The organism is Paraburkholderia sediminicola (genome assembly GCF_046026855.1).
Taxonomy (GTDB): domain Bacteria; phylum Pseudomonadota; class Gammaproteobacteria; order Burkholderiales; family Burkholderiaceae; genus Paraburkholderia; species Paraburkholderia sediminicola_A.
Map to the genome: position 1 here is coordinate 59,419 of NZ_JAQQET010000032.1, position 16,919 is coordinate 76,337.

At 60.9% G+C, this 16,919-nt stretch carries 22 protein-coding genes; 8 read left to right on the top strand and 14 right to left on the bottom strand.

Features of this window, described 5'->3' with window-relative positions; all coding sequences use genetic code 11:
- The first annotated feature begins 191 nt into the window (after nt 1-191).
- Nucleotides 192-1,337: a primase-helicase zinc-binding domain-containing protein gene (locus PQR40_RS29235; RefSeq protein WP_408485279.1), complete on the top strand. Its 1,146-nt coding sequence runs from the start codon at nt 192-194 to the stop codon at nt 1,335-1,337.
- 107 nt (nt 1,338-1,444) lie between these two features.
- Entirely contained in the window at nt 1,445-1,669 is a 225-nt protein-coding gene (locus PQR40_RS29240; RefSeq protein WP_408241310.1) for a hypothetical protein, read from the top strand.
- A 65-nt stretch (nt 1,670-1,734) separates the two neighbouring features.
- On the opposite strand, the gene PQR40_RS29245 is transcribed toward PQR40_RS29240, so the two are convergent.
- The 4 genes from PQR40_RS29245 to PQR40_RS29260 form a co-directional block, all read right to left on the bottom strand.
- Nucleotides 1,735-1,977, bottom strand: a complete 243-nt coding sequence (locus PQR40_RS29245; RefSeq protein WP_408241313.1) for a hypothetical protein — start codon at nt 1,975-1,977, stop codon at nt 1,735-1,737.
- Complete coding sequence (locus tag PQR40_RS29250) at nt 1,977-2,126, bottom strand: hypothetical protein (protein ID WP_408241316.1); 150 nt, start codon at nt 2,124-2,126, stop codon at nt 1,977-1,979. The genes PQR40_RS29245 and PQR40_RS29250 overlap by 1 nt, the downstream gene beginning before the upstream one ends.
- 102 nt (nt 2,127-2,228) lie before the next feature.
- A complete protein-coding gene (locus PQR40_RS29255) occupies nt 2,229-2,555 on the bottom strand; it encodes a hypothetical protein (RefSeq protein ID WP_408510403.1) in 327 nt (108 codons plus the stop codon).
- A gap of 10 nt (nt 2,556-2,565) precedes the next feature.
- Entirely contained in the window at nt 2,566-3,570 is a 1,005-nt protein-coding gene (locus tag PQR40_RS29260) for a PRTRC system protein D (RefSeq protein ID WP_408510404.1), read from the bottom strand.
- A 1,142-nt stretch (nt 3,571-4,712) separates the two neighbouring features.
- On the opposite strand from PQR40_RS29260, the gene PQR40_RS29265 reads away from it, so the two are divergent.
- The 6 genes from PQR40_RS29265 (at nt 4,713) to PQR40_RS29290 (ending at nt 10,334) form a co-directional block, all read left to right on the top strand.
- Nucleotides 4,713-5,846: an integrase domain-containing protein gene (locus PQR40_RS29265; RefSeq protein WP_408510405.1), complete on the top strand. Its 1,134-nt coding sequence runs from the start codon at nt 4,713-4,715 to the stop codon at nt 5,844-5,846.
- A gap of 166 nt (nt 5,847-6,012) precedes the next feature.
- Nucleotides 6,013-6,549: a PAAR domain-containing protein gene (locus tag PQR40_RS29270; RefSeq protein WP_408510406.1), complete on the top strand. Its 537-nt coding sequence runs from the start codon at nt 6,013-6,015 to the stop codon at nt 6,547-6,549.
- Complete coding sequence (locus tag PQR40_RS29275; RefSeq protein WP_408510407.1) at nt 6,546-7,277, top strand: VRR-NUC domain-containing protein; 732 nt, start codon at nt 6,546-6,548, stop codon at nt 7,275-7,277. Before PQR40_RS29270 ends, PQR40_RS29275 begins: the two co-directional genes overlap by 4 nt.
- Nucleotides 7,278-7,285: 8 nt before the next feature.
- On the top strand, nt 7,286-8,407 hold the full coding sequence (locus PQR40_RS29280) for a DUF3396 domain-containing protein (RefSeq protein ID WP_408510408.1): 1,122 nt from the start codon (nt 7,286-7,288) through the stop codon (nt 8,405-8,407).
- Nucleotides 8,408-8,488: 81 nt separating this feature from the next.
- Entirely contained in the window at nt 8,489-8,743 is a 255-nt protein-coding gene (locus PQR40_RS29285; protein WP_408485288.1) for a hypothetical protein, read from the top strand.
- A 112-nt stretch (nt 8,744-8,855) separates the two neighbouring features.
- Nucleotides 8,856-10,334: a UvrD-helicase domain-containing protein gene (locus tag PQR40_RS29290; protein ID WP_408510409.1), complete on the top strand. Its 1,479-nt coding sequence runs from the start codon at nt 8,856-8,858 to the stop codon at nt 10,332-10,334.
- 48 nt (nt 10,335-10,382) lie between these two features.
- Here PQR40_RS29290 and PQR40_RS29295 read toward each other — a convergent pair whose 3' ends face one another.
- The 10 genes from PQR40_RS29295 to PQR40_RS29340 form a co-directional block, all read right to left on the bottom strand.
- Nucleotides 10,383-11,126, bottom strand: a complete 744-nt coding sequence (locus PQR40_RS29295) for a Lar family restriction alleviation protein (protein ID WP_408485292.1) — start codon at nt 11,124-11,126, stop codon at nt 10,383-10,385.
- Nucleotides 11,127-11,306: 180 nt separating this feature from the next.
- On the bottom strand, nt 11,307-11,843 hold the full coding sequence (locus tag PQR40_RS29300) for a hypothetical protein (protein WP_408510410.1): 537 nt from the start codon (nt 11,841-11,843) through the stop codon (nt 11,307-11,309).
- 63 nt (nt 11,844-11,906) lie between these two features.
- Nucleotides 11,907-12,305, bottom strand: a complete 399-nt coding sequence (locus PQR40_RS29305; protein WP_408485296.1) for a hypothetical protein — start codon at nt 12,303-12,305, stop codon at nt 11,907-11,909.
- Between the two features lie 127 nt (nt 12,306-12,432).
- Nucleotides 12,433-12,987, bottom strand: coding sequence for a hypothetical protein (locus PQR40_RS29310; protein ID WP_408510411.1), 555 nt, complete (start codon nt 12,985-12,987; stop codon nt 12,433-12,435).
- Complete coding sequence (locus PQR40_RS29315; protein ID WP_408510412.1) at nt 12,953-13,339, bottom strand: hypothetical protein; 387 nt, start codon at nt 13,337-13,339, stop codon at nt 12,953-12,955. The genes PQR40_RS29310 and PQR40_RS29315 overlap by 35 nt, the downstream gene beginning before the upstream one ends.
- Before the next feature lie 127 nt (nt 13,340-13,466).
- Nucleotides 13,467-14,696 carry a DUF1173 family protein gene (locus PQR40_RS29320; protein ID WP_408510413.1) on the bottom strand — a complete coding sequence of 410 codons (1,230 nt, stop codon included), beginning with the start codon at nt 14,694-14,696 and terminating at the stop codon, nt 13,467-13,469.
- Nucleotides 14,697-14,711: 15 nt separating this feature from the next.
- Complete coding sequence (locus tag PQR40_RS29325) at nt 14,712-15,056, bottom strand: hypothetical protein (RefSeq protein WP_408510414.1); 345 nt, start codon at nt 15,054-15,056, stop codon at nt 14,712-14,714.
- A 13-nt stretch (nt 15,057-15,069) separates the two neighbouring features.
- Complete coding sequence (locus tag PQR40_RS29330; RefSeq protein WP_408510415.1) at nt 15,070-15,810, bottom strand: hypothetical protein; 741 nt, start codon at nt 15,808-15,810, stop codon at nt 15,070-15,072.
- Complete coding sequence (locus tag PQR40_RS29335) at nt 15,807-16,160, bottom strand: hypothetical protein (RefSeq protein ID WP_408510416.1); 354 nt, start codon at nt 16,158-16,160, stop codon at nt 15,807-15,809. The genes PQR40_RS29330 and PQR40_RS29335 overlap by 4 nt, the downstream gene beginning before the upstream one ends.
- 15 nt (nt 16,161-16,175) lie before the next feature.
- The gene (locus PQR40_RS29340; RefSeq protein WP_408510417.1) at nt 16,176-16,370 is read right to left on the bottom strand and encodes a hypothetical protein; all 195 of its coding nucleotides are present in this window, start codon (nt 16,368-16,370) and stop codon (nt 16,176-16,178) included.
- Nucleotides 16,371-16,919 lie beyond the last annotated feature (549 nt).

Here is a 16,919-nt window from a genome sequence, read left to right on the forward strand (position 1 = left end):
CTTTCGTTGTCACGACACGCCTTCCGGTGTGTCGTGCAGCGAATTCTTTCGCGCTTGCCGCGCATTCCTGACAGAGCAACTGCCTGCTGAAAAAAGCTGCCCGCCCCTGCGTGTGGGCGGTTTTTTTGAGCATGCGTTTCTACGCCTGTCTCAGGCACCGACCTAACCCACTTCCTCAACGGAGAGTGACTATGAGTTTGAATGGCAGAGAGCTCACGCCTGAGCAGTACGCGTGGCTGCAGCGCAAGCTGAAGGAATTCACACGCTCCCCGGAGCAGTGGATTTCGCTTCTCGTGACCTATGGTGTGGCAGCCGACCGGCTCACTGGCAAGGCTTGTGCATGCCCGGTTTGCGGCGGTAACGATCGCTTCACCTACGACAACAAGCGTGGGCGTGGTGATTGGGTATGTCGTCAATGCGGCAACGGCAAAGCAATGGCTGGCGACGGCCTTCAGCTGATCACACGCGTCAACCGGATGGGCCTGTATCGGCTGATGACTGAGATCGACGGCAACCCATCGATGCGCAACACAAGCCATGCAGCACCTGGCGCGCATGCAGCGCCTTCTCCGAAGCGTAAGGCGGACCCGGCCTTTATCGAGCGACGCCTGAACTCGATGTGGGAACGGGCGCATATGCAGCGCGATGGTGACCTCACAAGGCGATACCTGCATGCGCGCGTACCCGGTCTGACGGCACCGCCGTCAAAAGCGTTGCGCCTCGGCATGCTCGATTACCGGCATGAGAAGAAGGTGATTGGTACGTGGCCGGGCATCCTGGCGCGGTTCGAGTTGCCCGATGGCCGGCTTGGGACGTTGCACCGGACCTTTCTCGAACGATCGACACCTGCGAAGGCGACGATCGTGACGGGGGACGGCGAGATTCTCGACAACAAGCTGAACGACATGACGCTTAATGCGCTGAAGGGCGGAGCGGTGCGCCTGATGGAACCGGTCAACGGCGAGATCGGTGTCGTGGAGGGACTGGAAACGGCCTACGCCGCGTTCATGGAGTTCGGCGTCCCGGTCTGGAGTTGTCTCAATCGCGTCCTGCTCGGCCAGTTCGTTGTCCCGGAGGGGCTAGGTATCCGGGTCGTTCATATCTTCGTCGACTTTGACCACATCGATCCGAAGACACGCAAGTCGCCGGGTGTGGCGTCTGGGGTTGAGTTGGCTACCCGTCTGAAGAAAGAAGGGTACGCGGTCTTTATCCATCGTCCAAAGTTGCGCGGCACGGACTTCTGCGATGAATGGCTCGACCGGGTTGTCGCGGGCGGTGATTTGCAGGATGTCGCCTGCAGACCAGTCAGCGCGTTGAGGCAATCAGTCGCTGCCTGATTCGGTGGGCCGGCGTTAGCCGTTGGCAGGAATTTCTTTTATTTTGCCCGGTGGGGATATCTCCCCACCGGGAATATCGCATCGGGCTTTTTTCTGTGAGGTAGGAAATGAGCTCGTTCCGGGTGCTGGTAGGTAATTTTGCGATCGTCGGCACGACTGGCGCCGCGAGCGGTAATCAGCCGGCGTTGAAGTCCGACGCGGAAGCATATGACGTCATTGATCGTCGGGCACGGGGCAATACGCTGTACGCGTGCCGGGATCAATCGTTCGACGAGGCATGGGATTTCTGTACCCGTCGTCTTGCAATCGTTGCAGCCGCAGGGCAGCACTAACCATAGACGAAAGCGGCTCCCGGAGAAATCCGGGGGCCGCTTTTTTTTTTTGCCTCTCGTCGCAGTCAAGGACGGACTTTGAAGAAGATTACCAGGCGCAAAAGAATCCACAACGGAATCCACAAGCCTGTCGACCACATGATACCGACCCAGGCGACGAAGATGATATTGCCGCCGTTGTGGGGGTCGGTTCTGCCCACGTGGGTGCCGTAGAGTGCGAGCAGGACAAGCAGGACGGTGTAGATAGCCCGCTTCGCCAGAAACGGCAGTCGATCGAATGCGCGGTAGCAGGTAAGGAGGCGGTCCATTATTCACCCGTCGTTGGTTTCTCAAAATAATCAAACAATGCGCCACCGACATACCAGCCGGCCGCGGCTACGGCGGCGAGCAGGACGAAGCCGACCCACGTGCGTGCCTCGCTGAGCATGCCTGCGTGAAACAGTTGAAGTGTGTCCATGATCATTCTCCGGTTGACGCACCGGGGTTGACGCCATTCGTCGTTCCCGGTGCCTTGATTCAAGGATGCCCGAATCATGGCGAAGTCAAGTCGAGCGCGCTTCTAGAAGAAGCCGGCGAGTTCCTCGCCGAGGGACGCCGAGGCGAAACCGTCCCCGTCAGTCGCCGAGTCATGCACGCGGAGGATCTGGACGCCGGCTTCCTCCGGAGCCGCGGCTGCTGGACGCGTTTGTTCGAAGGACGGTGATTGCGGTCTTTCTGTGTTCCCTTCATTCCGGGCTCGTTGTGTCGGTTCGCGCAGCGCCGACTCCGCAAGTGCGCGCAGACGAATGGCGCGCTGGCGGGCACTACGATAGCCGGACAGCGCCTCGTGCAGCAAAGGCGAGACGAGTGGATTGATGACAATGGTCATCGTGATGTTGTCGTCCATACCGCCGCCGTTACTTGCGATCGCGCGCGAGTCCTGCTTCGCCGACCGCGAGAAATCCGCGAGCGTTCGCGAGGCATGGTGTGTCGATGATCTCGATCAGCACGCGCGGGAATGCTTTCCGGATGGCCGATGCATACAGCGCGGCGCCTCCGCCTGAAAGGATGATCGAGCGGACGTCAGGAAGCCGTCCAACCGTGTTCTGCATTTCCTTGACGACAGCATTGATCAGCGGTTGCGACTGTTCGACATACGGATCGAGCACGATGTCCGAACCGTAGAAGAAGAACGGCATACGCTCGCGCAAGGCCTTGTCGATGCGCTCAATATCATCGACGGGTTCGCCCTGATCCTTCGAGATCAGGCCTGCAATGCGCTGGTAGATCTGGGATGCGCCGCCTGGCAGGCCACCGCTGCGCTTGTCGTCCATCGTGAACCCGTTCGCGTACACCCAGTCGGTTGTGAAGTAGCCGACGTCGATGACCAGGTGGGCGCTGTCGCGGCCGAAATCTTTCTGTCGGTTGCTTGACGCGAGGACGAGCGAGCCCAGCGGTTGCGGAACCACGATGGTTTTCTCGACGTGTACACGGGCCTGGCCAAAGTCTAGATCACCGGCGAATCGCTCCTTCAGTTCAGCGGAGTATTTCTGCATGTTGTGCACCGGCAGCCCGAGCACCAGCCGCTCGATGTGCGTCACACCCGAGAAATGGAAGGCGCCGGCCAGAAGGGCGGAGTAGTTATCGGACAGGACAAAGTCGTCGGCGAGCGTGCGGCCGGTATTGCCATAGGCGGCTGTCAAGGCGACATCGGGGCCGACCTCGTACTCGATGTCGTCGATGCGGATCGTTGCGACCTTGCGGGCGGCAAGAACGCTTTCCCCGTAATTTGAAATAGTGCGGCTCGCGGCGAGCGGCGCGAGCGAGGGAAACATGCCGGTTGCGACAGTTCCACCGGCCGCGCGGTATGCGTACTTGGTGTTGCCGTATCCAACGTCGATGGCGAAGACGGGGGTTTTCAATTCAGACTCCGGGTAGTGAAGTTGGGACCGGCGAAGTCGCACTTCATGTAGGACTTTCAACCGGCGCGATCCGCCAAACTCGCACTTCATGTACGAGTTCGGCAGTGCGAATCATCAAAGTCGCAGTTCATGTGGGACTTTGAGCGTGAGTCCAGTCTATCGAGCACCTGCCGAAGTCAAGTCGGCTAAGCGCGCGTGATCAGGTCAGCTTTTAGCCTTCGGACCGCTCGTCGCGGCCTTATCCTGCTAATTACCTACCGCGTCCATGACGCATCGATCCGCAGTAACAGCAAGAAAGAGGTTTTGCGCCCTACGTAAAGCCTCTTCTGTCCAGGCCGCACAATGACGCGGCCTTTTTCTGAATCAAATCAAGTCCACGCTGATCCACACTGAGGACCACTGGACACGGCGATATCCATACGATTGGCGGCGGTTTGCCGCGATGAGACGCAATGAGGACATGTGGACCCGGACACCGGACAGTCCCGCACGTCGCGCATTGCGTTCGCACGCGCCCTTTCAGCACACGACGCTGGGTGCACTCAGGAAGCCCGATACACCGCGGCGGAGATGAGTGTGCTTTGGGGCGGGGGAAATCCTGCGACACCGGGAAAGACCGGTCGATCGCGAACCCCGTACGGAAGACACACGGTAGGCGCAGCCGTTACCAGAAATGCGCAAACAGGATTCACCCGGCAATAAGCCCAGACGTCTCACCGCGCAGAGCGATGAGGGGCGTCCAGACCGCAGCGCGAGATCGCGCAGCGAGTCGGGGCTGGCAGGGCGGCCGGAAGCTGCAGTACCGGTGCAACGTGAGCGGGGAATTGCCCACGTAGCCAATACGTGTGGAGCGGGTTTGCGCGCAGCGCAGACCGGCCCGCACCGCAGCAGATGGACAGTCGGAACGCAGTTCTTCCCTGCGTCGGGCTGATCGGATGGAATCGCTAAAGGCGAGGAAGGCGGGACCCACGTCGGGGGTAACCGGCAAGGCCGTTTGGTAGCGGCCAGCGAGGGCAACAGGTCAGTTCACGCAGCACCACTGCCGGTCGCGCGCCGGGCACGTCGGGTAGGGGCGTGTGGTGAGGCCGCGGTGAGCAGGCGAAACACAGGCGCGGGCAGACCGCGCAAGCGGGGATGATTGTATGGCAGCGGTTCTCAATGTTCGGGCGGTCGTGAAGAGCTATGGCCTGCCGCCGGAGTTCACGGACGCGCTGCTGCGGCTCTTTGACGATCACGTCAACGAGGTGCACAGCAGAACGCGGATTAGCGCGAAGTCCCTCTCCGTCAAAACGCAGGAGAGGCGCACGACAGCGATCTGCAAATTGTTTGTCGAGTTGCGACAGCACGGCTTCGCTTTACAGACGCCGTGGTCGCTGAAACAGAAACATGTCGAGTTTCTTGTAAGACACTGGGTTGCGTTGGGGCAGAGCGGCGGGACGATCGAGAACAAGCTGACGTACCTGCGCGCGCTGGCGAGCTGGATGAACAAACGAAATCTTGTCGGCACGCTGGGAGACTACGTTGACCGGAAGGAGCATGATCTCGTCCGCTCGTACGTGGCGACCGAAGACAAATCATGGATCGCACATTCCGTAGATACGCAGGCAAAGATCGCTGAGATCGGTCGGACGTGTCCACATGTCGCGGTGCAACTGAAAATGCAGGCGGCGTTCGGCCTGCGCGTCGAGGAGAGCTTCATGCTCAGACCCGCTGAGACGGTTCGGGACTCACATACGCTTGGCGTGACGCGTGGGACGAAGGGTGGGCGGCCGCGCGAGGTTCCGATCGAGGCAAAAATTGCAGTGCTTGAGGAGGCGGCCCGACTGAGTAACGATCTGACCGGCTCGACGGTGCCTGCGGATCGAACGCTTAGGCAATGGCGCGACTGGTACTACTACGTTCTGGAAAAACACGGCGTGACGAAAGCGGGCCTCGGGGTTACCAGTCACGGGCTACGTCATGAGTATCTGCAAACGCTTTACGAGACAACGACCGGAGTGCCGGCACCGGTGAAGGGGCACGACGCGCGGCCGGATCTGGAGTTGCATCTTGAGGCCTTGCGGCGCGTCGTTGCGGACGCCGGTCACAGCCGGCGAACAAAAGCGAATGCGTATCTCTCGACATTTGCGCGTCAGGAGCGGCTGAAGAAGGTCACACCAACGATCGAGCAGGCGCACGAGGCACTCAAGGCAGCGGGGGGTAACAAGAGCAGGGCGGCGGCTGCGCTCGGTGTATCGCGACAGGCTTTGTATCGACTGTTGGGCACCGTGCAGTAAAAGAGCGTTTGCAGGCGAGGCGCTGCTGAAGCGCCTGCAGGAGCGTTTCCGGTGACGCGCGTCTTCCTCCCTATGGCGCGATCGCCCTCTCAATGTTGGTAGGCTTTCATATCTTTCGTCGCGTGCTAGATTCCCGCGTCCAAACGTCGGTACGGGAATATGCGAAATGGGTTTTGCCTTTATCCGGGAGGGTGACGCGACTTCCCACGGTGGGCGCGTTCTCACGTGCACGGTCACCAACCTAGTAGGCGGGAAGCCGCTCGCTCTGTTGGGCGACATGGTGTCATGCCCGCGATGCGGCGGTGTTTATCCAATCGTGAGCACGAAACCGCTGGGCATAACATTCGGTGGTCGGCCGGTTGCGTCGGAGGGCGACAGGACCGCGTGCGGCGCCACGTTGATCGCGACACAGTCGACCGCGACAGCCGCGCCGACGGGGGGCGCTGGCGACCCAGTAGGCGCTCAGAAGAACGTTGTATCGCATGGTGCGGATGCGGCGCAGACAGGCCCGTACCGAGGGCGGTTCCAGGTGCTCGACGATCGCACTCGTGCGCCGGTGACGGGACATCCGTACACCTTGACCGCAGCGGACGGGCGGACGGTGCAGGGCAGGACCGATAGCGACGGTTTTACCGACTGGCTCGACGGCCCTCAGGCATCGTCCCTCACGTTCGGCCATCAAGGAAGCGAGGGCGAGGCATGAGCGGCTATACGCCGAGCTCCGCGAACGGCGGAATGGCTGCGGGTGGCGGCGAAACTACGCAGGTAGGGTTGAGCAGTCGGCTGTCGCCGAAGGACAGGAAAGTCCTGTGCGATGCGATGTGCAAGTGCAACCGTATTGGGGTCGCCACGGTCGATGGCAAAATACGCAAACAATCCTGCGTGGCGCAGCGGCTGAACGCGGCTAATGCCGTATCCACCGGCACGACCGGCACACCCACAGAGTACCGGCCGGAGGTCTCATACGATATGCGCCCGGAGCCACCGGAGCCGATCATGAGTTCGACGAGCCCCCTCGAGTCGCACTCGTTCATTCCGGCATGGATCGGGAAATACTGGCCGGGTGGTAACGACGCCTATCAGGACATGAAAGGACAAGGCAATATTCGACGTCCCGATGTAGTGATCGTGAACGATCCGTCGCAACCTCCCGTGCAATCGAACATCAAATCGGTTGTCGAGATGAAGTTCCCTCCCGATAGTTTCGGGAGAGCCCAGCGCGACGACTATATCCGTATCGCCGGAAGCAATAGCAAGTTTGTGCAGATGACGCCTGCAGATTGCGGGTGTGGTGATGCGGAGCCGGAGGAAAAACCGGCGACGTCGAGCCAACCCCAGTCCGATCTTGAGCAGATATTTGGCGGTAACCTCTCGCGTGGCCTCGGAAATGTCTTGCCGCCGCCACTGATCCCGCCTCCCGTTTTTCCCTGATCACCACAATGACGAACGAAGAACTCGCAGCATGGGCCAACGACCCTGAACGGCAGGACACACTGCCCTACGGGCTATTCGAGCCTCGCTATCAGAAAGGTATAGTCGGTGCGGCTTTGGTTGTGCGCGGCGTGCTCTACTTCAGGAACGGTCATACAAGGGCTGTTCGCGAAGCGCTGACGCGGTGTTTCGATCTTTACTCGGCCGCGATCGCCGACTATCAGGATGCTGCGGACGCGGCGGCTGGGCACCAACCTTCAACGGCGGGCCCGTTACGGTGGTTTTACGAAGAGGGCAAACAGCCGGTACCGTTCGAGAAGGCGCCGGCGTTCGGCCGGGTTGCTGCCGCAATTCCCGCTGATGAGGCCTTCGCGGTGACCGTTACGAGCGCGGACCACAAACTTGCCGCGGGTTTCTTCGAATTTTCCGTGTTCTGCGTTGACACCTGGCAAGCGAACGCTGGCCGCGGTCTGGATGTTCTGGCATTTTCCGTCCCGCGCGCATTTCTCCAGATCCGTCCCGGCGTCTTTCAGTCGCTCTTCGCGACCATCGCCTCCCTGGTCCCGACCGTGCATGGACACGCCGGGTATGCGTGCAACGTGCCGCCGATGGGACGGGAACCCAACGAGGCGAGCGAGTATTTCCTCGCGCGTCGCTACGGGCCGGGACTCGATGTTGGCGACCCCATGCGCACCAACGTGCGTGACCTGGTCGACCGCATCAAGACAGTGGATTGGCTGGTTGCGCTTGATGCTGACATGCTGCGCCTCGTCGGAGGGGCAGCCCGGTTGCCACTACCGCCGGACTGGTATGGGCGCCGGCCTTTTAGCGACGGTGGGGTGATTATCCAGGCGGGCGCGGAACCACAAACTGGTGTCTCGGCGGGCGAGGGCAGCCAGCCGGCGCCGCCGCCAGCTTACGTTGCGCTGAACGCCGCCCTGCGTCCCATCGTTGCGGACACGATTGACAGTCTCCAGGACGGAACACTGAGCAGTACGGCGCCGCTGCTCGACACCACCGTCGCGAGCGAGGGGTGGTTGCGCAGGTTCGACGCGTCACCCGACGATCTACTGCGCGCGCAGGCAGCAATACTCGATACGCCCAAGCTGTCCGATTCGGATCCAGCCTGACGAGGGTGGCCATGTCTCCGGTTTCTCGAGACACGGGTCTGCCCGAACCGGTTGCGTACGCAGGCATCGAAGGCGAACCAAATGGATGCGAATATCGACCCGGTTATGGCGGAATCCGGGGTCATTTTTCCGAGAGAATGGGATCTCTCTCAGGTTCCAGACGGCCCTCGGAAAACACTGGAACCCTTCAAGCCGGCCTCGCGCCGGTTTTTTTTAGGCGTGCGCACTGCGGCACGCAACCCTCTATCGAGTCTCAGCGTCATCTACCAGCGAAACGCATGGGTTTTCATCATCCGCGCGCGGCAAGACGGATTGCGGGGCGCTCAGGGGCACTAACGTCACGCTGATCGCCCACGTAGGCCTGAGCACAGTTGGTACCCGGCATTCCTCGCCGTGCGGCCGGCGATTTTCCGGCACACTACCGGCAATATCCCTAGCCCCGCATTCCATGGCCAAATTGTTCAAGCCTACTGCCGAGCAGCACGCGGTCGTAGACGCTGCGCTCGGCGGCGGCGATCTCAAGATAAAGGCATACGCTGGTGCCGGCAAGACGTCGACACTCAGGTTGATTGCCGATCGACTTGGTAGCAGTCGTGGAGCCTATCTCGCCTTCAACAGGGAAATCGCCGAACACGCTCGCCGGATTTTTCCGCCGAACGTCAGCGCGCGCACCGTGCATTCACTCGCGTACTCGTCCGTATCTTCTGCTCTGACCTCCCGCGTGAACCTGCCGGCCGAACCGCCGCACGAACTGGCTTCACGCTTCGGGCTTGGGCCGGTCCAGGTGCGCACGATTACGGGGAAAACCGTCGAGGTCGCACCGTTTGAGATCGGTCGGATGATTGCCGACGGCCTCGGTCGCTTTTGCCGCTCGGCGCAGCAGCATCCGGAAGCCGCGCATATTCCTGTCGACGAAAAGGTGGAAGATAGCGCCGCTGCCTCGCTTCGCGAAGCGTTGCTTCCGTATGTAGCGCGGCTGTGGACTGAGAGCATAGATCCGCGCGGTCGTAGTGCCATCACGCCGGACGTCTATCTGAAAGTGTGGGCGCAGGCCCAGCCGCGTGTTGAGGCAGACTTCATTCTGTTCGACGAGGCGCAGGATAGTGATGGTGTCATGCTCTCGGTGCTGGCACGGCAAAGTCACGCGCAGATCATTTACGTCGGCGACCCGTACCAGCAGATTTACGAATGGCGTGGCGCGGTGAACGCGATGGCTCAGATCGATGCTCCGGAGCGCGCGTTGACCGAATCGTTCAGGTTTGGAGACACAATCGCTGCGCTTGCCAGTCGCATTCTCGGTCTGTTTGGGGAGCCTACGCCGCTCCGAGGCCAGAACACGATCGGATCTCTGCTGGTGGACGATCCGACCATCTCGCCGCCGGTCGACGCGGTCCTGTGCCGGAAGAACGTATCGGCGATCTGGCATCTGGCTGCAGGGATAGAGGCTGGATTCAAACCGGCGATCCGGATGAGTCCCACGGAGATTGAAGCGTTCGCGGATGGGGCGGATCAGTTGCTGATGGGAAGGCGGGCGTTTCGCCCGGCTGCATTTTCGTTGTTCGAAACCTGGAAGGATGCTCAGGGGTTTGCTCAAAGCGCCGTTGGGCGCGATTTGCTACCGATCGTTCGGATCGTCGACGAGTTTGGTACTGGCTATCTGCGAGCGCTCGCCGGCCGCGTAACTCCCGAAGCGAGCGCGGACTATGTGATCTCCACCGTACATCGTGCGAAGGGGCTCGAATGGAAGCTGGTGAAGGTAGTCAATGATTTCCGCTTCAAGATCATCGACGGTCGCCTGACGCTGGAAGAAGACGAAATGCGCCTGCTCTATGTGGCAATTACGCGTGCCCGGCATCTGCTGGACATCTCGGCACTACGCGAGGAGCTTATGCGGTTGTTCACCTCGAAGCGCCCGTCGACGGTATAGCAAAGGGGCTGCGCTCGCACAGGGTATGGTGCGTGAGGCACAAGGCAACTACCAGCGGCCACGGTCGGGCAGCCCGTCGACCGCGGCGGCGGCCTCTGCCTCGTAGAGCACGTAGGGATCCCGGTTCGGGTTAAAGACTCTAGGAAACTGGATGTAGCGCTCGCCATCGATGGTCACCGACTGGGCGTGATGGACCAGCTTCCGATAGCGGGCAGCGTCTCTGAGCGTCGGCTCAATCGGCCAGGAGTCGGCTGCGACAATCGACGCGTCTACGATCCGCCGGGCGAGCATTGCGAAAATCGGCCCGCGCTTTTCCCAATCTGCGTCATTGCGAGCCAGCAGGTCGAGTACGAACTGACCATCGGGCGCACCGAGCTCCATTTCAACGAGTTGCTGGAGATCGGCCGCTTGGGCAGGAGGGCGGTTCAGCCGGTGATTCCAGATGAGCCCCACTCGATCCAGAGCCGCATTCATGTCTGCGCCTACCGGTTCCCACGGGGTGGTCATACCGCAGCCGTCGCAATAAATGCAGACAATCTTTTCGGTCTGGGGAGCGCCCGGTGGGCGGGGCATGGTGTCGCCGATTTCCGGCGGTCCGCCCTCACGACCGAAAACACCATAGTCAAACCCGTCTTCTCCGAGTTGCGCTACAACCCGCTGGGAACGGCCGACGGTGGGGCGACCGCCGCAATGGTCACAGGGATAAAGTTGCTCGTACATGCGGGAAGGATGAATGTTTGGAAAGTTGGCTGCATTATTGCCTCTATGGGTTATTTCCAAAAGCGGGAACAACGCGCATTCCAAACCCTAATACCAGTGATCAACCCAGAAAAGCCGGTCCGTAATATCGGGTGCAATAGATCCTCGTTTAATGGATCCCCGTTTATTTCCGGTTGGGCGGGGCTCGCGGTAGCCGATCATGAAGTAGACCGTCGAGTAGCCGGCCGGCTAACGATTTGCCCGCATCCCTCATTAAAACGTCGCCCGGTCGCCGGGTACTGATCGCGCAGCGAATGTGCACAGGCAGGATGCATTGGACGCGCCTTGGTTCTGATCGGGGCGGGCGGTGTGTGACAGCAAAGTGCCGCAGTCCTGGCGGAACAGCGCTTCTGCATAGTCGAGGAACGCCTCGAAGCTTTTTTCACAACGCCGGTTGACCGGCGTGCCGGGGCTGCCGATCTTCCGGTCGGTGGGATCGTAGCCCGCGGTGCGCAAAGCAACGAGGCTGTCTTCGTCGCTCATGAGCCAGAAGTTCCAGCGGATCGTGAAATACCACCAGGTCTTCGCGCTCGCGAGTTCCGCCCAGCTCGCGCTGAAGTCGAGTACCGATCCCAGGCTGCTGAAAAAAACGCAACGGATGCCATCCGCGTCCGCCGTTGCAGCAACGACCTGGCGTCCGTCAGACAGCGACCTGGCATTCTGCCAGGCCGCGCCCAGACCGGGATAGCGGCATTGCCACTCGCTCGAGCGTGAGATAAAGCGGTTCAGGAAAAAGGTTTTGCCTTGCACGATGATCTCCGGTGAGGCCGACGAAAGTCGGCGTACATCCAGATTGCCTGCGACAGTGGCAAGTCAAGCACCGGCAGCGGGCACGTACAGGACACCCAGTGGGACGTTCGGCGCTGAAACGTCAATTGCAAAGACGTCGACCTTGTCGGCGCCGAAGTGAGGATGAACCAGCGGGTGCTCGAAGTAGCCGCGCCAAGGTTTGAGCATCTGAAGGTCCAGGTTCGAGCGGGCTGGATAGCCGAGGGTCAACAGGACGTAATCGTATTGCCGACTCTCGATGCGCTTGCGCCAGTATGGCGTCGCCAACCGATACTCGAGCGGTTTGATGCCAGCTGCGATGTCATGGAAATAGACAGCTTTAAGGCGCAGCGTCAGCACTCTCGGGCAGCGGGTCGCCGCCGGGCTGCCAGCGGGCAAGACGGCGACAACTTGGGTATTCGCTGGTTCTGTCCTATTGTTCATTTTTCGCGTTCCGTTAGCTATTCGGAGGCAGCCATGATCGACACTGGTTTCTGGCTATGTATCCGCTGTCGCCAGGAAATCCCGACGAAGCTGACCGACCCGGGGATCGATTCATTCGGGATCTACTTCATCTGTCCTTTCTGCAAACGGCGAAACCAGCTGGAGACCCTCGGGCATCAGCGCGGGGCGCTTGTTCTACGTCAGACTGGCAAGTAAGCGCTCCGCCGTTCTTCGGCTGTCGTGTTGCCCGAGCAGCATCGATGGCTTCGTCGAGCGTTGCGCGCGGTTGATCGATGGGCATGTCGACCGTGTTCAGACGCCAGTAGCGGACCCACCCGGAATCGCATTGTTCGGCCGTCGCGTTGATGAAGCGATAACGCTCCGCGTCTGCGGCCTGTGCCGCGTCCTCACTCCTACGGGGGGCGAGTGCGGCGGTGGCCTCTGCCTTGCTCATGGCGCCGTAGTCGGTGTCATCCCAGACGGCGCCGATTCCTCCGCAGTCGCTGCATCCCACGCCGAGTTCACAGCCGAGCGTTTCGCTATAGGGGTATTTGCCGACTGGATGTCCATCCTCGGACTCATGACAGCCGGCGCAGATGCGCCATTCGCCGTTACCTGAACCTATCGCGGCGGCGACGCCTGCGAACTCAATCGGTGTCGTGCCGGGTGTCGCATCGCCCATTGTCGGGACGCTCCCGACAAGAGCTACGCTCGCGCCAACAAGCAGACCATCCATCCATCCATGTTTCACCGAGCGCGATCGTGCCGGCACTCGCTTCGTTGGGATAGATCTTCCTGCACCATTCGCCAAAGAGCTGACGGTGCGAATCGGTCCAGCCAGTGAGTGCCTCCCGACAAGCGCCATCTACCAAGCCGAGCAGGGCGTTGACGCGTGCTTGCAGACTCGACGCGCGCTCGCGGATGGAAGTCAACGCGTCCTGTGATATCGAGGAAAGGTTGGAGTCGGAATGCGGACCGTCATGGGAAGCAATGTCTGCAAGATCGCGGGCAATATCGATGAGGAGGATTTTCATTTGGCTGTCGCTTCGACTCGTTGAGAAGGGCCGGCTCGTCCGGCGCTGCGCGACGACAATGTCGTCTTGATTTCGAGCCTAGCGACGTGCCGTCGAAGTCAAGCTGCAGGACCACCGGGGAATGCGCCTATCCGGCCGGTGGTAGCAATACCTGAGAGACGGGGCTTCGGTCGACATCCCACTCGACCGAGGGTATACCGCGTTGGTGCCGCAACTCGCGCTTCGCCTGCTTGCGTGCTTCATAGGCGGGTAAGCCGTTCATCCCATACACCTCGACGTGATAACGCTGCGGCGTGTCGGTGAGTTCGAAGTCCGGCAGCATGTCGTCGCCCTTCGCCGTGCGCATCGGTTTTTCGAAGGCGCGATGTTCTGCTACCAGTCTGTTTGCGAGCGCGACCTCGTGGATCGAATCGCACGGAATGAATGCGTTCGAGCAAAGCATCGCGGCGAGATCGACCAACCGGAGGTGCCCCTTCGAGGTGCGTTCAACGAGGAGAATCGCGACGACCCGCGCGCTGCGATCGCCGAGAGCGCGCCACGCGTGGGGGAAGGTCTTCTCTGCATGAGTGATCAGATCAGTGCTTCCATAGTATTTCCGGGCACTTTGGCGAAGGCTGAGCGCGTAACCATACTGCGTGCGCGTGAGCTCGTTGATCTCGCCGACGATCAGCCCGCGACGATTCGTTTTGCCCTCAATGGTGATGCCGTCGAGAAATGCATCGAACTCGGCGTTGATCGCTGCACGGTCGGCCTCTTCGTACCGACGCATGACGTGCAGCGCTTTCTGCGCGGATTCCCCGTTAACTACGGCGTCGCCGAGTTCGGTGAGCAGCATCGCGTTGCAGGCGGCCCAATGGCGACTTGTCGCGAGACCGTTCCACCGGGTCAGGCCCGACGCCATCCACAACGCCTGGAGGAAGGCGAGCAACGTCGCCGCGCGGCGCGACGTGGTCGGCTGGCCAGCGACGGCGGTGCGTTGCGTGCCGGTCGAGACCTCCCGTTGTGTCAGCGCGATATCGAGTTTCGCGTTGATCCCCATCGGCGTGACGACGATGGCAGCGCTTGTATCGCCTCCTGCGGCGGATGATTGTGTCTCAGGGTCCTTGTAGAACAGGCATGCCGGCTGGCCTGCGCTGCCGGAGAAGTGGCGGTGACCATCCTCAGGCCATCCCGCGAGGTGGCAGAACTTTCCGTAGCGCCGGATCACGATGCGAAGCGGCTCCGCACGCGTGGCGCACAGGCAGATGGCATAGCCGGGCGTCACCTTGGCGCGTTCGAGCCGTGACACATAGTGCGCGGGGTTCTCCTGCACGTCGCTCAGCGGGTGTTCCGCGTTGTCGAAAGACACGTTGGGCATGACGACTCCGTTCGATCAGTTCACCACTAATGGACGCCCGGGCCGATATTCGCGACCGGTCGCTCTGTCGGTGAGAAACCACTCGTCGCTTGTCAGACGCGTGGCGTGGCAATGAGGGTAGTGGGCTTGCAGCCGCTCGCGCTCAGCTTCGATGGCGATCCGTTCCTCTTCGTATTCCCGGGCCTTGCGTCGTTCGTCGACCCGAGACCACCAGGCGACGAGGGCTGCAAGCGCGAGCGCGCCACCGAGCGCGCCGTACCCTATCCACGATGGAACGTTGAAAGAAATGCACAGCCGTTGAACAACCTCGCCGACGAGGACGGCGGCGAGCGCCAGGGGCCAGTATTCAAACAAAGGCATGAGAGCGTCGTTCTCAGGCCGCGCGCGCGGTGCGGCCGCTGTTGCCGGCCGAGGTGTCAACGGAGCGCGATACACCGACGTCACCCCTGGCCACAGTGCCGGTGATGCGGCGCAGTCGCTCGTCTACCGCCCGCTGGAAGACGTTTGTGATGGGAAAACGGCTCGAGAAGAAGCCCATCGCTCCGCTCACGAGCATGCTGAATGTCGCCGTCATCGTGAGAATCGTTCTGGCGAGTTGACCGAGCATCGGCGCCGTCGAGGCAAGTGAAGGTGCCGCCGCCATGATTCTGTAAAACGGCATCAGGTTGTGAAGAACGTTCTCCGGTGCAAGAGCCGTGGCGACAATAAACCACCAGAACAGCAGCACCGGCATTGCGATCCCAGTTACCACGAGACATTTGATGAGGAAACGAGCGACCTCAATGAACTGGCCGACATAGTTCCGGGGATCGAGCATCGACTGGATGCGCAGCTCGATGTAATCCGGCTCGGGAATAGAACCAGCGACGACTCCGTTGATCAGGACAAGGCAGTCGGTCGATCGGGCGGATTGCGCAAGCTCCGATCGGAGTCTGGCCAGCTTTTGCTTACGGGCGTACTCGACCGCGAAAGCTGTAAGTGCGGCAAGAGCTGCGGCCTGAATTGGCGAGCTACCGCCGGTCACCGCAATCATGACCGCGAAGAACGTCGCGAAGAGGGCTGAAACGAGGGCGGCGGAGCCCCAGAACTGATTGCGGATTCGGAGATTGGTCACTTTGCACCTATGGTTTGCGATTCGATGTGGTCAGGGTTTGTTGTGCGCGCCGGTAGCGGCTGCAATGGCCATGGTCGGAGCCAGATACCGGAGCGGTGGCGCGAGTCAGTGGTAAGCGACGGTTCGCCGATGGCTTCGGCGAGCTCGACGAGGAACGAATCGTTGTCTTCGAGCCACAGCAGAACCCATGGGTGCGTGCGTAACAGATCGGGCGCCTGCGCCTGCAACAGTTCAACGAGTTCGCGGGTTTCGTCGATTCGTTTGATCAGCCGGCGGCAATCCCGGCCTGCCAGTCGCTCGACGTGGGAAGGGGGAGAGCGGTGGAGTAATTTCGCGATCAGTTTGTGCATGTGTCTTCCATGGCGTTAAACGATCACTTCGACCAGATCTTCCTGGCCGCGCCAGAACGATTGGTCCCCGTCGTCCATCACGGTGACGATGCCGGTCTCGAGATCATGGTCGGTCACCACGCCCTCGCCGAAGCTGGCGACATCCGTCTGGTAATAGACCCGGCGAAGCTTCAGCGAATCAGGGTCCCGCTGCTCGATCGGTTCGGTCATGGCATTCCTGGGAAGGGGAACGCACGTGCGTGCGCGTGCATTGATTCTGGCCGGATGTGGAGCCAATGGACGGGCGAAAGCGGTGGGGATTTCGGGAGCTTTCGTGACGATGCCAGGGCAACCACCCGGGCTCGTTGTCGCGCTTAGGTCGAAAGCTGTATGGTTTCCCGCACCATTCCGGCTAAGGGCGCGTAACGAGTTGCACGCACGGGCATGCTGCGCAATTTGCAGGCACCGCCGACGAAGGGCACGTCGGGACTGTGATTCGGCGGACTGTCCACAGGCTTATCCCATCCACTCTGTGGATAACATGGGCGTGGCAAAAGCTGGGTGGTTTGTCGGCGCATTCGGACCTTCCTGCGGTAAGCAACCGGCTACGATGACTCGATCCACAGCGTCGCCGACGCATCGACCTGGCCCGCGCAGAGCGCGCCTATTCTTAAGCCCGACGGGACTCACGCCCGTTGCGGATGTGTTTCCGTCTTACAGCTACGGAAGCACTTGTGAAGTCACTGCGAATCCTTCGCCTTGTGAAGATGATCTGCCACA

Bases quoted from the DNA above. Each gene is read 5' to 3' on its own strand.
- PQR40_RS29325 (WP_408510414.1), bottom strand. From the start codon at position 15,056: ATGCCTTTGTTTGAATACTGGCCCCTGGCGCTCGCCGCCGTCCTCGTC.
- PQR40_RS29310 (WP_408510411.1), bottom strand. From the start codon at position 12,987: ATGGGCGATGCGACACCCGGCACGACACCGATTGAGTTCGCAGGCGTC.
- PQR40_RS29305 (WP_408485296.1), bottom strand. From the start codon at position 12,305: ATGAACAATAGGACAGAACCAGCGAATACCCAAGTTGTCGCCGTCTTG.
- PQR40_RS29320 (WP_408510413.1), bottom strand. From the start codon at position 14,696: ATGCCCAACGTGTCTTTCGACAACGCGGAACACCCGCTGAGCGACGTG.
- PQR40_RS29280 (WP_408510408.1), top strand. From the start codon at position 7,286: ATGACGAACGAAGAACTCGCAGCATGGGCCAACGACCCTGAACGGCAG.
- PQR40_RS29240 (WP_408241310.1), top strand. From the start codon at position 1,445: ATGAGCTCGTTCCGGGTGCTGGTAGGTAATTTTGCGATCGTCGGCACG.
- PQR40_RS29270 (WP_408510406.1), top strand. From the start codon at position 6,013: ATGGGTTTTGCCTTTATCCGGGAGGGTGACGCGACTTCCCACGGTGGG.
- PQR40_RS29250 (WP_408241316.1), bottom strand. From the start codon at position 2,126: ATGGACACACTTCAACTGTTTCACGCAGGCATGCTCAGCGAGGCACGC.
- PQR40_RS29290 (WP_408510409.1), top strand. From the start codon at position 8,856: ATGGCCAAATTGTTCAAGCCTACTGCCGAGCAGCACGCGGTCGTAGAC.
- PQR40_RS29315 (WP_408510412.1), bottom strand. From the start codon at position 13,339: ATGAAAATCCTCCTCATCGATATTGCCCGCGATCTTGCAGACATTGCT.
- PQR40_RS29235 (WP_408485279.1), top strand. From the start codon at position 192: ATGAGTTTGAATGGCAGAGAGCTCACGCCTGAGCAGTACGCGTGGCTG.
- PQR40_RS29335 (WP_408510416.1), bottom strand. From the start codon at position 16,160: ATGCACAAACTGATCGCGAAATTACTCCACCGCTCTCCCCCTTCCCAC.
- PQR40_RS29275 (WP_408510407.1), top strand. From the start codon at position 6,546: ATGAGCGGCTATACGCCGAGCTCCGCGAACGGCGGAATGGCTGCGGGT.
- PQR40_RS29285 (WP_408485288.1), top strand. From the start codon at position 8,489: ATGGATGCGAATATCGACCCGGTTATGGCGGAATCCGGGGTCATTTTT.
- PQR40_RS29245 (WP_408241313.1), bottom strand. From the start codon at position 1,977: ATGGACCGCCTCCTTACCTGCTACCGCGCATTCGATCGACTGCCGTTT.
- PQR40_RS29265 (WP_408510405.1), top strand. From the start codon at position 4,713: ATGGCAGCGGTTCTCAATGTTCGGGCGGTCGTGAAGAGCTATGGCCTG.
- PQR40_RS29255 (WP_408510403.1), bottom strand. From the start codon at position 2,555: ATGGACGACAACATCACGATGACCATTGTCATCAATCCACTCGTCTCG.
- PQR40_RS29340 (WP_408510417.1), bottom strand. From the start codon at position 16,370: ATGACCGAACCGATCGAGCAGCGGGACCCTGATTCGCTGAAGCTTCGC.